The organism is Tateyamaria sp. syn59, from assembly GCF_007995245.1.
GTDB lineage: Bacteria > Pseudomonadota > Alphaproteobacteria > Rhodobacterales > Rhodobacteraceae > Tateyamaria.
Map to the genome: position 1 here is coordinate 15,536 of NZ_VCBA01000006.1, position 13,438 is coordinate 28,973.

Below are 13,438 nucleotides of genomic sequence, written 5' to 3' on the forward strand. Positions count from 1 at the left end.
GGCCCATTCCGGACATTGAGCGATGATTGTGGTCGCTGCGGTGCGGCCCGCCGAAGCGGACATTCCCTTTGCCTACAAATGCCGTTCAACATCCATGCTCTGATGGAGAATCCTGATGATGGCGATCACTTCGCCACGGGCTTGGAAATAGATCGCATGCCTGCCTACCAGCGCCTTGAGATATCCCGCTCGGATCAAAACCGGGCGGCCGTCTCGTTCTTCCGCGGCAATATCTTCGAAAACGTTGATGATGTCGTTGGTGTAGGCCTCAGCCTGCTCGACTGACCATTCTCGCGCCGTATAGGTCCAGATATCCTCCAGATCCCCTTCCGCCATCGGCGAAAGCACGTATTGCAGCGGCATCAGGTGCTGGACTTCTGACGCATGCGCGCTTGAAACGCCTCACGGTCAAAGGTGCGCGGCTCACCCGAGTTCTCGCCAGCAATCAAAGCATCCCTAAGAGCTTGAACTTTGGTTTCATGCTCCTCGAGAAGCCTTAGGCCTGCCCGGACGACGTCACTGGCTGAACCGTAGCGCCCATTGCTAACCTGGGATTCGATAAAGCCCGCGAAGTGGTCCCCGAGGGACATCGATGTGTTCTTTGCCATATGCTGTCTCCTGCTAACCACCTATACCAATATTCGGTAATTTTCAATACTCGCGTGAAGTGGTATGATCTCATGTCAGCGAACTGACGATGGGGTGGCATGTGGTGGATCGGAGGATCAACCATGGAACCTACCCCAAACCTACCTGCCATTCGCGCCTTGCGCCCGGCCTGGAACAAGGGCCGCATAGTCGGCCAGAAGCGACCACTCAAACCTAAGCATGTGTGGGCCATACGTGTCAGGCTTGAACTCGCCGAGAATCACCGAGATCTAGCGCTCTTCAATATGGCCATCGACAGCAAGCTTCGGGGCTGTGACCTTGTGAAAATGAAGGTGGTCGATGTCATGGCATCGGGTCAGATCAAAGAACGCGCATCCGTTCTGCAAAGCAAAACCCAGAAACCTGTACGATTTGAGATATCGGAAGGCACACGCGCCTCGGTTGAAAAATGGATGGAAGACGAGCTGATGATCGGGTCTGAGTATCTTTGGCCAGGCCGTTTTCACGAGCGGCTCCACATCTCGACCCGCCAGTATGCGCGGATTGTCCGGGATTGGGTGACGTCGATCGGTCTTGAGGCCAGCGCCTACGGAACCCATTCGATGCGGCGGACCAAAGTCACGCAGATCTACAAGAAGACCGGAAATCTACGCGCTGTTCAATTGCTGCTTGGGCATACCAAAATGGACAGTACAGTCCGATACTTGGGCGTTGAACTTGAGGACGCTCTTGCAATCGCCGAGGCCATTGAAATCTAAAAACTTCGGGCCGTCATCGCTGACGGCCCACAGCTGCCATTAACGAAAGCCATCAGTTGCTATTCGTGCAGCCCACATTGCCGACATTCGCTGCAACACGACTAAGAACCAGAGGAATAGCATGTGGAAGCTCCGCATGAGCTACACTAGGAATGAAACCGAGGTTGCAGATTTCGCGAAAAACGCCGGAATGTGACACCAAGAGGATGTTTCTCTCGATTGGTAACGTGCTAAGCGCTTCAGTGACGCGACGCCGGAAGTCATCCTCCGTCTCACCAAATTTAGGGTCTTTCTCGACACCTCGTTGCGATTTGGGGACACCTTCATAAACGCCCCAAGCTCGTTCAGCCAATTTGGGCTCTAAGACGAAATCATGATCGCCAGTTGCGCGAAACGGCGCAATTGTCATTAGGCATCTAGTCAGCGGGCTGCATACGATCATGTCAATCGGATACTCTTGCAAGGCAGTCGCCGCCAGGTCCGCTTCCGTTTTTCCGATATCAGAAAGCGGAATGTCCGACTGCCCCATCGTCAGCCCAGCACTGTTCCAAGGCGTCCTGGCGTGTCTGAGGAAAACCAGCGATATCGGCATCTTCAACGCAGAGCTTTGATCCATGCTCTCAGCTTAAAGCAGGAGCGCTTTGACGACATCGTGCTCTGCTCCAAGCTCATCCATCAACATGTCGAGCAGATCCTTTTTGAACTCGCGGGCCTCGTCGGACAGGTCCTGATAAGCGGCGGTTTGCAAACCCTGTTCGCCTGGTAGCTTGAGCTGCGTACGGATGTCCGCGTCATCGAGTTGGGCAAGAAACCGGCCGTATCGCCCAAGCGGCTTTTCCATTGCCGGGCCAAAAATTGCCTGCAAACGCGCGATCGTCGACATTGCAAAGAGCTCTTCAAGCCTCTGACGCTTCTCAGCGACTCCAAGTCCTTTCGTCTGGCTGACAGCTGCGACCCCACCCAGGTAAAGAAGCATGCGGGAAAACCGCAGCTTAATGAGCCGGATCGCTCTCGGCTTATCCGCGGTCGCCGTCTTATGCTCGAAGTCCACACAGATCGTACGCCAGTACCTGATCACGTCATTCAGCAAAAAGAGGCTTAACTTGTGATCGCCTAAGTCGTCTGCGACGTAGCGCTCTATCAACCGGGAGCGCGTCTGCTCAAACAGCTGTTGATTGAAGGTCCACTCACCTTCGAGCAGAAACAACATGCGACGTGTGATGAATTCGTTGGTGTCCTCGTCTCCCCCAATGGTCCTAAGGAGATTGTTGATCTTCAACGGGTTCTCAAAAACGCCCCCATGAGCGGGCATGACAAGCCCAATATCCTTCAGCCTTGACCGATAGGCGTCCTGCGCCTTGCGCGCGTCGGAAATCGTGATCTTGCCATTGATCAAGAAAAAAAGGTCTACATCTGAACCACTTGTGCACTCCCGCCGGGCGACACTTCCGTTTACGCCGATAAGATAGTTCGGGTGGTCCCCAAACATGTCCGTGGCGATTTTCCGCATTTGTTCCAGTTGGCGCTCGGACTCGGTTTTGCATGCCGCCAAGATCGGCGACGTATCACCACTCTTCATCGCACTATCCCTGAATGAGGTCTTCGAGCTTCACGGAATAGCGAGAGCGGGTCTGCTTGTATCGTGCGTCGATTTGATGGGGGCCAGCAAGTTCAACGCTTTCGTCCACGAAGAACTTACGATCATTAATTTTGACATCAACGGTCAGCCAAGATTTCGGCAACCGAGAGCGTAAATCGTCCTCGTCGTCGAGAACGATATTCAAATAGGAAAAGAGTTCCGCATGCGAAGCCCTAAAGCTTCTCTCGGTCTTCAGAAAATCCTCTGGACCAAATTTGTCGATGTTGGCCGCCATGTAGGACTGAGCGACCGTATCAAGCAGTCTGCCAAGCGGAGCATTGATCACCAGATTATAGACACTGTTCTTTAATGACCAAAAATCATCGAAGTCATTCTGGGGCAGTCGACCTGATGTGGCCCAACGCCTGACTGCAGCGCTTGCACTTCCAAAGGCGGACCTCGGACCAACGAATGCCCGACATCGCGTGATGCCTTCCAGCGTGTCGATATTGATCGGCGCAGAGAACAAGAACGCGTACTTTCCATCATCTTGCCCTTCAATCAAAGCAAGCACGTCATCGGGCTCAACATCGAATTCCTTCAGGATATCGAGAATCTGCGACCCAAATCGGGTTGAACCTTTGACGATGTCTCGGGTGGTCCGGTGATGGTTTATCCCAAATCGTTCTTCAAAAACGGGTTCTAACGTATGAGACAGCGGGCCGTGTCCGATATCGTGAAGCAACGCGGCGCAGACAAGCGTCTTGCGGTCTCTTTCTTCTATCTCAACCTCAAGGGCATAGGTTTCAGCCAGCTTCGCCACACCAATCGAATGTTCTCTGCGGTTGTGGCGACGCCGATGGGGCTGTCTACCCGACCCTTTTTTTGCGTAGTCGATCGCACCCAAAAACCCAATGCCCTCCAACCGTCTTAGAGGCACAGTGTGTAACAGCGCGTTCGCAACGCGATCTCTAAGACGAAGGTCTTCATCGGAGCGCAAAGTCGGTGTTGCATCAACCATATGCATCAAAGTCGGTGCGCAAACCCGCCTTGGGATGCACTCACCGTCTTGCTGATGGTTGCACTGGATCTGCACCGAGTATCCGCTCCTTAGTCTCTCTTTCCACCAACATAGGATGAAAATTCCGCTGATACGATGCCCTTATTGGGATTCCCTAGCGTTCTAAGCCGAAATCGTGCTCTGACGCCCCACATTTCAAGCAAAACTCAACGCCCCAGTTCTCATTGTAGGTCCAACCACCTGCCCAACCGCAGGACGGACAGAACTCATACGCCTCCACATCACCCCAGTTCCAGGGGCTTACCAACTCCGGAACAGCATCACTATCATAGGACACAATTTCGAAGGGATCCTGCCCCACCGTGATGTAACTTTGGGGCACATGCCGCTTTCGCACCTCAATGACAACCTGGGGCTCAATGAAAAACCACTCACCAAGCTCGGAGCGGCATGCTGAGAACTCCTGATGAAGGCTCTTTTCGAGGGCGCGCCCTTCGCGAGGGTCATCCCCCTTGATCTCTCCCATCAGCGCAAGCCTCTTGGGGTTGCCGGTTTGCAACTGGCCAACACGGCGTCGCACATCCAACGAGAAGCCGATCTTTATGAGCATTGGTCGGCTTTCGTCCGGCGCCTCTTCAGTTACAAAGTAAACGGTCACTCCCACTCCGCTACACATGAAGGAACAAGGTCGTCAAAAGAGGCCCGGCTCTACGACGAGAACTTTGAAAACAGCAGGCGTTGAGGCGGTCGGACCAGGGTGTCCGACACTTCGATCATCGTGCTCGGTTTTTTTCGTCCGCCGCCTTTTTTCTCTATTTCCAACTCACCATCAGCAGCAAGCTTCTGCAAAACACGGAAAATCATTTCATTTTGGGCGGCTGTCAGATTTCCGACCTGTGACAACAAAGCTTCAACCATCAAGACACGATTGGTCATGTTATCCATCACCCGGCTGGGTAATTCATTCTCCAACTCCTTGAGGAGTTTTGCCTCGTCATCATCACGGAATGAGAACAATGCGTCTTTGCTTTCAGCCAGCCGATGATCAAAACCAAGCTCAAAAAGGCTGCCCTTTCCGATATGCCGAAAATGGTTCTGTTGATCCCAATGGACCGAGAGCATCTTATCGCGTGCCGCCTGGTGTTTCGACAAGTGTGCAAGCAGCATCCAGCGTTTGTCCGTTTTGGAATACATCATGAACGGGGTGAAAAAATGCGCTCCACTTTTTCTGGCAAGCGTCTCCATGATCGCGCGCTGTGCCGTTGCGCGCCCGAAGTTCTCGTCATCCTTCAGCTCATGCCAGGTTTTGACAAAGCTGTCGCTCACACCAAACTGCCGCAACCCGTCCAGTCCGCTCCCATCCGTGCGCAGATAGTTCAACAGCGCATCGATTGAGAACGTAAGAATGGCTTCGGGCTTGTCTAATGTGGAGAAGATTTGCTGAAGGCAATGCACTGGGACATCTACATAGCCCCACTGATCGAGGACGAAGAAACTACGACCTTGGCGCTGCCGTTTCTTAATATCGGCTAGTACCCTCGGTAGCAGCTCTTCGAAGACACCAGTCTGGAGGATGATCGTGTCATCCAAGCGCTTTGCAAACTCACTTTTGAGGAGCTCGTCGCGCAAGGCTGCCATGTGCAGTTTGTTAGCATCGCTGAAATAAAATTGCGCTGCGATCTCCAGCGGCTTATGGCGATCCGCATTCACACGGACCCTGGCTTTCTCTACCGCATTGAGAAGCGCAAAGGGGCTTCCGTGGCGGATTTCGTTGCCTTTTTGATAAAGTCCGCCACCGCAAAACCCGTCCACAATTGTGATCCGCAGAGTATCCATGCGCCGGCTGGCTGTGACCGTATCAAAATAAACGTCGAGGTATTGCTCGATGACCTCAAGTTTTCGTTCTGTATGCGCTTCGATCCCGGGAAGAGGTTCGCCTATTTTCCATTTGAAGTTCTGCTTCTTCGCCATCTTACCCAATCAACTAAATGAGTTTGCACTAAACTGAACAGTCCTGGTACAAACACAAGATGCGAGCAGCCTTAAAGCTGAATTTCTGCCGGCATTTCATCCCAAGTCTGGCCGCGATAGCTCCGTCCATTCATCTTCTTTGAGCGTCGTTTGTTATCTTTCCCCCAGGTTCCCCATTGCTTGAAAAAGAATGCGGTTCCATGCTGCCGACAGACATCATGAATATCGTCGATCCATTCCTCTTTGATCGGACGGGCAGATCGACCGCTTTCGCCACCGACAATCGCCCAATCGATATCTGTCAAATCAATTTTGCCAACACTGTCGATCAGCGGCTCAAAAGAGATGAAACGAATCCGAGCTGGGACTTGTCGCAGCTCATCGATACGGTGGACAACGTCCTGCCCTTCAACGCTGGTTCCCAACCACACATTGCGCAAAGGATCAGCGCAAATATCACGTAACATCTCTGCCATTCGATCCGGTCTTTTGGTCAAAACCTGATAGTGGTGGCGTGGCGTGTCTGACATCACTTGCCAAACGTCCGCAACAAACGAACCCGAAACGTCAGGGTGGAATAGATCGCTCATGGAATTTACGAAGATCTTGCGTGGTTTCTTCCACTTTCTTGGGATTTCGAGGGACCTGCGATCTTCGTGCACGACACCATTCCAGATCGTGCGCCTACCAGATTTCCGGGTGAGCCCCTTATATTTTTCCACACCCATGGCTTCCAAGCGCCTGGCCATATTCATCGCATAGCAGTTTGTGCATCCAGCAGACATAATCGTGCATCCGGCTACCGGATTCCATGTTGCATCTGTCCATTCGATTTGCGTTTCAGCCATTTAGCTTCTTTCGTCATCGAGATAACCTCGTGCAGACGCTATCTCTGACAGAACATTTAGGCAACAAATATGAGGACGTGACCGTTCTTACCGTCCTTTGCTGCCATTGGCCGAAGGTTTGCTACGCTCCGGCGCAGCCCGCCAACATCGCTATTCGCTGAACATGCCTGATCTGACGAAGTGCGTAGGTCGGGCTCCGCAATGCAAAAGGACTCCTTGGGTTTAGCTGTCGATTGGACGGCATGACCACGTCGACTAACGCGTCAAGGACGCAAAACCTTGGCTCGCTGGATCCTAGTATTGGCGGGCTCCGAGTTGTCTCTTTACGCCCGTCTTACCGATCCTCCATGTGGCCAGCTGTCGGCTCACGCCGTAGTGATTAGCTACACCTTGAGCATCCAAGCCAGCGCCACAGTGATATAACAAGCCGTCGCGGGGTAGGAGCATACATCCCGCAAGCCAGTCGGCCTCTTCTTCAAATTCCTTCGGGTAGTCACTCAAGAGAAGCAGTCCACCGTCAGAGCGGTCTGCGCGGTTGGGCTTATGCCTTAACTCGATGTGTGACCATTCGTGCATCAAGGTGTTTGCCTGCCTCCCAACCGGGTGGCTAGAGTTGACGATTATCAGCGTCTTCTCGTCGACTTTAATTGTAACGCCAGACCAGCTGTCAGGATCCACGACGGTAAGCTGGTGAAGATGTCCCAAATCGATGTCGGGGACATCGGCAGGTTCCCACACCAGGATTCCAATCCTCTGCAAAAAATTTCTTGGCTCCAGGCGATCACGCGGGCCGAGGCCAGCCGCTGCCCTATGCTTCAGCGCGAGTTTTTCAGCTTGAGTCTTGAACCCGCGCCGCATCCTTACAGGTTCTCTCTGTCACGGAGGGCTTCTTGCGCTTTCAGGATCATGCCGCCAAGCGCCGTCGCGGTATCGATGTGCGTGGCATCTTTTTTACGGAATTGTACGGATGCGGTTTCTGCCGGCTTTCGTGTAGGCTGCATCCCAAGGAACCGATTAGGGTCTTCACCTAGCCAATCACAAATTTTCGCGAAGGTGGCCAGGTCGGGAACGTTCCCGTTCTCGACACGGGAGAGCGTCGCAGGACTGATCCCAATCTCTTTAGCCGCTGCTCGCACTCCAAGTGTTCCGCGGTGTTCGATGATCATTTTCCCGAGATTCTCGATACTTAGAGTCATAGTGCTTTTAACGCACAAGATTCCTCTTGACGGGTCATGTCTGTGCTCCTAAGTGTTTCTTTAATGAGACGTTAATCGTCTCTTTAGTGTAACGCGTTTCTTTCGTGAGACACTTGAATCACTGAATATGCTTGCCGTCAAGCTTTTTGAAACGCGGCGTGGGGCAGTAAAACAAGGAGCTACGGCATGTCAGAAGCCGCTCAAGAAGTCGAATATGACCTGACAATCGACGATCAGAATTTTCGGACGTACGACCCTGTCATCACCGGTCGCGACATTCTCGCGATTGCGTCTCACAGCCCGGCATCGGGATACACTGTAGTCTCGATCATCGATCGAGGCACACAGTCCATCGGCCTCGATGAACAGGTCGATTTGCGCGGAACCGTTTCGCAGCGCTTCCGATTGTTCGAAGGCGACAGGCTCTTCCGCGCCATGCTAAACGAAAGGGAAATCGTTTGAGGAGAAGGGCAGATTTCCGCACTGGAACTTCGCTTGATCGGTGACATCCCAGATGATGAGGATCTGTATTTTGACTCCAAAGGTGATCGCGTGATCGAGGATGACGACATCCTTTCATTGAAGCCGAAGGGTGTTGAGAGGTTCCGGTCGGGCGATCCGAAGGATCAGACCGTCGATGTGGTCCTGAATGGCGAAGTCATCACGGTTGAGAAAGGGCGCCTTTCCTTCTCGGACCTGGCAAAACTCGCATTTCCGAAACTCTTCGGAGGGGCTCTGATCTGCTTCACGGTCTCATTTTCGAGGGGGCCGAAGCGACGTAGCGAAGGCGTCCTCCTCGAAGGAGGCAAAGTTCGCGTTGTCGAAGGGATGGTCTTCAATGTCTCAGCAACTGATAAATCGTAGCGCCGATCTTCAGCGCCTTGTCTCGGAAGGCTATGCGGTCAGCGTTTCCGAGGGTCACCTGTTGGTCGAGGAGATCCCCTACCTCGATCGACATGGGGCCGTTCGCCGTGGCGTCTTCGGTTGTGCGCTCGATGCTACTTCGGAACGTACCGTTGCACCTAGGGATCACGTCATGTCGTTCTCGGGCGACGAACCGCACGACAAAAACGGTAACCCACTTTCTGCGCTCGGGAGGACGAGTCCGAGATGCACAATGGTTGGATCGATTGCGTTCCAGCACGGCTTCTCGAACAAGCTACGCGATACCAGTGGAGGACACAGGGGCTATGCGGACTTCTACGAAAAAGTGCGCACTTACGAGGACATAATCCTCAGCGAAGTCCACGCATTGGATCCGACGGCGACAGCAAGGGTTGGGGCGATGCCGCCAACTGCCTCGGAGCGTGACCCGTTCGTCTTCCCCGACAGCGCATCAGCCCGAGCAGGTACAACGAAGTTGGCGAGCGTTTTCAAGCGAGAAGTCATTGCCCACATCGGCTTGGGTGGCACCGGCGCTTACATCCTGGACCACGCGACGAAGACACCGGTGCTCAAGAACCATTTGATCGATGGTGACCGACAGTATCCTCACAATGCGTATCGATCGCCCGGCACCCCGTCGCTCGAGGAAATGCAACCACCACCATTCAAAGTGCATTACCACGCTGCACGTTACGGACGGATGAAGCGGAACATCGTGCCGCATCCCACGAAGCTTACTGCTGCAAATCTGGAACTTCTCGAGGGGGTCACATTCGCTTTCCTGGCAATCGACGCGTGTCCGGAGAAGGCCAACATCGTTTCTGAGCTCGAGCGCAGAGGCCTGCCCTTTGTCGATGTCGGAATGGGTTTGCACCTCAGCAGCAATGGTATCGGCGGAACCCTTCGGGCCGTCTTGAGCACAAAGGAGAACAGGGGCTCGGTCAGGCCCCATATTCCCCTAGATCCCGGCGGTCGAGAAAACATTTACGAGAACAACATCCAGATCTCGGAATTGAACTCTCTGAATGCCGACATGGCGGTTCAGCTTTGGAAGGGTTTTCGAGGCTTCTACGCCAATTTCGCCGAACCGATTTGGCACTATCAGATCGAGACGCGTCAAATGATAAGAAGTGCAGCATGACCCCAGTCGAGATGGAAATCACGCCGAGGTTTGTCGAGTTCATCCCAAAAGACTTGGAGGAAGGCGTACTCTATATCTCAGGCGAATACGCGACGACCGCGCATCCGTGCGCCTGTGGATGCGGAGAGAAGGTCGTGCTCCCGCTCCATCCGACGGATTGGAGACTGAAATTCGACGGGAAGGCCATCACAATACGGCCATCCGTGGGGAACTGGGGCTTCCCATGCCGATCTCACTATCTGATCACGGATAACCGCATCGAATGGGCGGTCGATTGGACTGACGATCAAATCGCCGCAGGTCGTCGGCGCGACACGCGCCGGAAGTCTTCTTGGCATGCGAAGGCGCTGCCATCGCCAGCGGAACACACCAAGCGGGCCGTCCCTCAAGGCAATTGGCTGCTGCGACTATTTCAACGAATGAAGAATTGGTCCCGAAAATAGATGCTTCGACGTCGGAACGGGCCATCAAAGGAACTCACTCTCACCGACAAACACGAGGAACTCGAGCAATGCCGAAAAGAACGCGATCAGAATCCACCGGCAAACGCGCCGCATCTGCCGCAAGCAAGACGCTCAGAAGCCGTACCGCTAGCAAAGCCGCAAAATCGGCGGCGGGGTCTGCTCTGACGCAGGTGCGAAGCAAGGAAGTAACCAGTAAGAAGGCTGCAAGCGCGGCCTCAAAAACACTCCGGAACCCAAGGGCGTTTAAAGCCGCCAAGTCAGCGGCAGGGTCCGCCTTGACGCAGCGTCCAGGGCGAAAAAAGTAGAAAGTCCACTGACGGAAAGTGCTTCGAAAACCCAAAGCTGCTCTGGAAAACAACGAAGCATCTGAGATCTGGGTGACTTAGGTCCGCTTTCGCGGCCCGTTCAGACCCTTTCCGCGTTGCGGCTAAAGTCTGGTTCCTGCCCCCAACGCTAGATGAAAACCCGCTGAAACAGGACCCAAAAAGCGCTCTTTTGTTTTCAACCAGTTGGACAAAGTGTGTGCAGATAGAGGACACTTTGGTGGTTCCTGGGACAAAGTCCCTGCAACTCTACAGTCATTGAGAATCTGGTCGGAGTGAGAGGATTCGAACCTCCGGCCCCTGCCTCCCGAAGACAGTGCTCTACCAGGCTGAGCTACACTCCGACCGTGCGAGGCGCATTACTCCGGCGTGCGTTCCTTGGCAAGAGGCTTGTCGCGGAATCGCCCGGTGGTCATCATGCTGCTCACCCGGAATGTGCCGGGTGTCCCGATGCGACTGCGGGTGCGTAGAACGGGCGTGTTGTCGGAGTTGCCGGATGTGCTTTCGCGGAACACGATGAACAGACCGGATGCAATGATGATCGCGGCGCCAATGCCGGTGTAGATGTCCGGTGTCTCGTCAAAAAAGATCAAGCCGTATGCGGTCGCCCACAAGATCTGCGAATATTGCATGGGCGCTACGATGGCCGCTTCGCCTGTCTGGTAGGCCGCAATGATGAACCGCCCGGCAATCCACGCCATGACCGAAATGATGGCCAGCATGGCCAGATGCTCACCCGGCATTGGCTGATAGACGAAAAACAGTGCAACCCCCATGACCAGGAAGTTCCCAACCATGGGATAGAGCAGCAAGACGACTGTACGTTCCTCCGCTCCGATCTTGCGGACCACGATTGAGGCAAACGCACCGGAAAAAGCGGCAAGGATTGCCGCCGCGTGGCCAAGCGTCAGATCCGTCGTGCCGGGTCGGAGCACCACCATGACGCCCAACAGCCCGACAATCACTGCGAGCCAGCGCGGCAGCCGCACCTTTTCGCCCAGGATCGGAATAGAAAGAACCGTGATCAACAAGGGCGTTGCAAAGAGGATCGCATAGGTCTGCGTCAGCGGCAGCGTCGAAAAGGCATAGAACGCCGACACTCCGGTGATCACTGCGCCAACGGTTCGAACAGCCATCCACCAGGGATGCACCGGCACGAGAGTGCCAGGCTTGGCATCGCGCATCAGCATGATGGTGGCCAGCGGAAAGCTGAGCAGCACGCTGAAGAACACGATCTGGATCGGTGAGTAGGTCGCACCCAGCGTTTTGATGAACACGTCGTGTGTTGAAAACAGCCCGAAGGCGATCAGAGCCAGCACGGCCCCTTTGGCATTGGCGGACATTGCGATAGGTTCTTTGGTGGTGTCTCTGGTTCAATAGCGACACCAGTGGGATTGTCTACACACCTGTACATGACGCTGAGAAAGAAACCGCGCGTTGCTCAAAATTCAGCCCGGTTCCCGAGGGCCACCCGGTGGGTTGAGCCAGGACGGCGCATGGAACCTACCGCGCGCCGCGCCAAAAGTTACAGGCTTGCGTCCAGTGCTGCGAGGATCGCATCACCCATTTCAGCCGTGGACAGGGGCGTGCCACCCTCCGGACCCATCAGATCGCCGGTGCGTGCGCCATCGGCCAGCACCTTCTCAATAGCACCTTCCAGGCGTGCGGCTTCTTCCCCGTGATCGAAGGAATAGCGCAGCGCCATGGCAAAGCTGAGCATACAGGCGATGGGGTTCGCCTTGCCCTGACCTGCGATGTCGGGAGCCGAACCGTGGACGGGTTCATACATTGCTTTGGGACGACCGTTTGCCATAGGTGCGCCAAGGCTGGCCGAGGGCAGCATGCCGAGCGAGCCGGTCAGCATCGCGGCACAGTCAGACAGGATGTCGCCGAATAGGTTGTCGGTCACGATCACATCGAACTGTTTCGGGGCGCGGACAAGCTGCATCGCGCCGTTGTCGGCATACATGTGGCTGAGTTCCACCTCGGGGTAGTCTTCGCCCACCTTGGTTACGACCTCGCGCCACAGGATGCCGCTTTCCATCACATTGGCCTTCTCCATCGAGCAGACCTTTTTGTTGCGGCGCATGGCAAGCTCGAAAGCCGAGCGGGCGGCGCGTTCGATCTCGGATTCGGTGTAGCGCTGGGTGTTGATGCCAACGCGCTCGTTGCCTTCTTCGATGATCCCGCGCGGCTCACCAAAATAGACGCCCGAGGTCAGCTCGCGCACGATCATGATGTCGAGGCCAGCAACCACATCCTTCTTCAACGAGGAGAAGTCGGCCAGAGCGTCAAAGCACTGCGCGGGGCGCAGGTTGGAATAGAGGTCCATCTCTTTGCGCAAGCGCAACAGGCCACGCTCGGGCTTCACTGAGAAGTCCAGATCGTCGTATTTCGGGCCGCCCACAGCGCCCAGCAGGACGGCGTCGACCTCTTGCGCCTTCGCCATCGTGTCGTCATGCAACGGCACGCCGTGCGCGTCATAGGCGGCCCCGCCCACAAGGTCGGTCGAGACGTCAAATGCGAGGTCGCGCTTCGCGCCGTACCAGTCGATGACGCGGACCACCTGGTCCATCACTTCCGGGCCGATGCCGTCGCCCGGCAGGATCAAGATCGACGGATTGGACATGGGCGAAACTCCTT

At 54.9% G+C, this 13,438-nt stretch carries 17 protein-coding genes and 1 tRNA gene; 5 read left to right on the plus strand and 13 right to left on the minus strand.

Annotation, left to right across the window (positions count from 1 at the left end; translation table 11 throughout):
* Positions 1-72: 72 nt before the first annotated feature.
* Positions 73-363, minus strand: a complete 291-nt coding sequence (locus tag FD715_RS12360) for a type II toxin-antitoxin system RelE/ParE family toxin (protein ID WP_147110035.1) — start codon at positions 361-363, stop codon at positions 73-75.
* Entirely contained in the window at positions 363-608 is a 246-nt protein-coding gene (locus tag FD715_RS12365; RefSeq protein WP_147110037.1) for a type II toxin-antitoxin system ParD family antitoxin, read from the minus strand. Before FD715_RS12365 ends, FD715_RS12360 begins: the two co-directional genes overlap by 1 nt.
* Positions 609-731: 123 nt before the next feature.
* Between FD715_RS12365 and FD715_RS12370 the strand changes: the two genes are divergently transcribed.
* On the plus strand, positions 732-1,367 hold the full coding sequence (locus tag FD715_RS12370) for a tyrosine-type recombinase/integrase (protein WP_147110039.1): 636 nt from the start codon (positions 732-734) through the stop codon (positions 1,365-1,367).
* A 52-nt stretch (positions 1,368-1,419) separates the two neighbouring features.
* Here FD715_RS12370 and FD715_RS12375 read toward each other — a convergent pair whose 3' ends face one another.
* The 8 genes from FD715_RS12375 to FD715_RS12410 all read right to left on the minus strand — a co-directional run bounded on the left by FD715_RS12375 (position 1,420) and on the right by FD715_RS12410 (position 7,952).
* A complete protein-coding gene (locus FD715_RS12375) occupies positions 1,420-1,983 on the minus strand; it encodes a histidine phosphatase family protein (protein WP_147110041.1) in 564 nt (187 codons plus the stop codon).
* A 9-nt stretch (positions 1,984-1,992) separates the two neighbouring features.
* A complete protein-coding gene (locus tag FD715_RS12380) occupies positions 1,993-2,946 on the minus strand; it encodes a hypothetical protein (protein WP_147110043.1) in 954 nt (317 codons plus the stop codon).
* A 4-nt stretch (positions 2,947-2,950) separates the two neighbouring features.
* Positions 2,951-3,973, minus strand: a complete 1,023-nt coding sequence (locus tag FD715_RS12385) for an HD domain-containing protein (RefSeq protein ID WP_147110045.1) — start codon at positions 3,971-3,973, stop codon at positions 2,951-2,953.
* Positions 3,974-4,121: 148 nt separating this feature from the next.
* Positions 4,122-4,643, minus strand: a complete 522-nt coding sequence (locus FD715_RS12390) for a GIY-YIG nuclease family protein (RefSeq protein ID WP_147110047.1) — start codon at positions 4,641-4,643, stop codon at positions 4,122-4,124.
* Between the two features lie 32 nt (positions 4,644-4,675).
* Positions 4,676-5,938: a three-Cys-motif partner protein TcmP gene (locus FD715_RS12395; RefSeq protein WP_147110049.1), complete on the minus strand. Its 1,263-nt coding sequence runs from the start codon at positions 5,936-5,938 to the stop codon at positions 4,676-4,678.
* Between the two features lie 71 nt (positions 5,939-6,009).
* A complete protein-coding gene (locus tag FD715_RS12400) occupies positions 6,010-6,786 on the minus strand; it encodes a DUF5131 family protein (protein ID WP_147110051.1) in 777 nt (258 codons plus the stop codon).
* Between the two features lie 294 nt (positions 6,787-7,080).
* Positions 7,081-7,644: an ImmA/IrrE family metallo-endopeptidase gene (locus FD715_RS23050; protein ID WP_147110053.1), complete on the minus strand. Its 564-nt coding sequence runs from the start codon at positions 7,642-7,644 to the stop codon at positions 7,081-7,083.
* Positions 7,645-7,646: 2 nt separating this feature from the next.
* A complete protein-coding gene (locus FD715_RS12410; RefSeq protein WP_223274860.1) occupies positions 7,647-7,952 on the minus strand; it encodes a helix-turn-helix domain-containing protein in 306 nt (101 codons plus the stop codon).
* Positions 7,953-8,168: 216 nt separating this feature from the next.
* Here FD715_RS12410 and FD715_RS12415 point away from each other — a divergent pair, with 216 nt between their 5' ends.
* From FD715_RS12415 to FD715_RS12430, 4 genes are read left to right on the plus strand one after another with little or no spacing between them, the layout of a single operon-like run.
* Entirely contained in the window at positions 8,169-8,444 is a 276-nt protein-coding gene (locus FD715_RS12415; RefSeq protein ID WP_147110057.1) for a multiubiquitin domain-containing protein, read from the plus strand.
* 33 nt (positions 8,445-8,477) lie between these two features.
* A complete protein-coding gene (locus FD715_RS12420; RefSeq protein WP_189799485.1) occupies positions 8,478-8,846 on the plus strand; it encodes a multiubiquitin domain-containing protein in 369 nt (122 codons plus the stop codon).
* Positions 8,821-10,008 (plus strand): ThiF family adenylyltransferase, encoded by a 1,188-nt coding sequence (locus FD715_RS12425; RefSeq protein ID WP_147110061.1) that lies wholly within the window; start codon positions 8,821-8,823, stop codon positions 10,006-10,008. Before FD715_RS12420 ends, FD715_RS12425 begins: the two co-directional genes overlap by 26 nt.
* The gene (locus FD715_RS12430; protein WP_189799486.1) at positions 10,005-10,451 is read left to right on the plus strand and encodes a DUF6527 family protein; all 447 of its coding nucleotides are present in this window, start codon (positions 10,005-10,007) and stop codon (positions 10,449-10,451) included. Before FD715_RS12425 ends, FD715_RS12430 begins: the two co-directional genes overlap by 4 nt.
* A gap of 611 nt (positions 10,452-11,062) precedes the next feature.
* Here FD715_RS12430 and FD715_RS12440 read toward each other — a convergent pair.
* The 3 genes from FD715_RS12440 to leuB form a co-directional block, all read right to left on the minus strand.
* Positions 11,063-11,139 (minus strand) — tRNA-Pro (locus FD715_RS12440).
* Positions 11,140-11,154: 15 nt separating this feature from the next.
* A complete protein-coding gene (locus FD715_RS12445; RefSeq protein ID WP_147110065.1) occupies positions 11,155-12,138 on the minus strand; it encodes a DMT family transporter in 984 nt (327 codons plus the stop codon).
* Positions 12,139-12,320: 182 nt separating this feature from the next.
* Entirely contained in the window at positions 12,321-13,424 is a 1,104-nt protein-coding gene (gene leuB / locus FD715_RS12450; RefSeq protein WP_147110067.1) for a 3-isopropylmalate dehydrogenase, read from the minus strand.
* Positions 13,425-13,438: the final 14 nt, after the last annotated feature.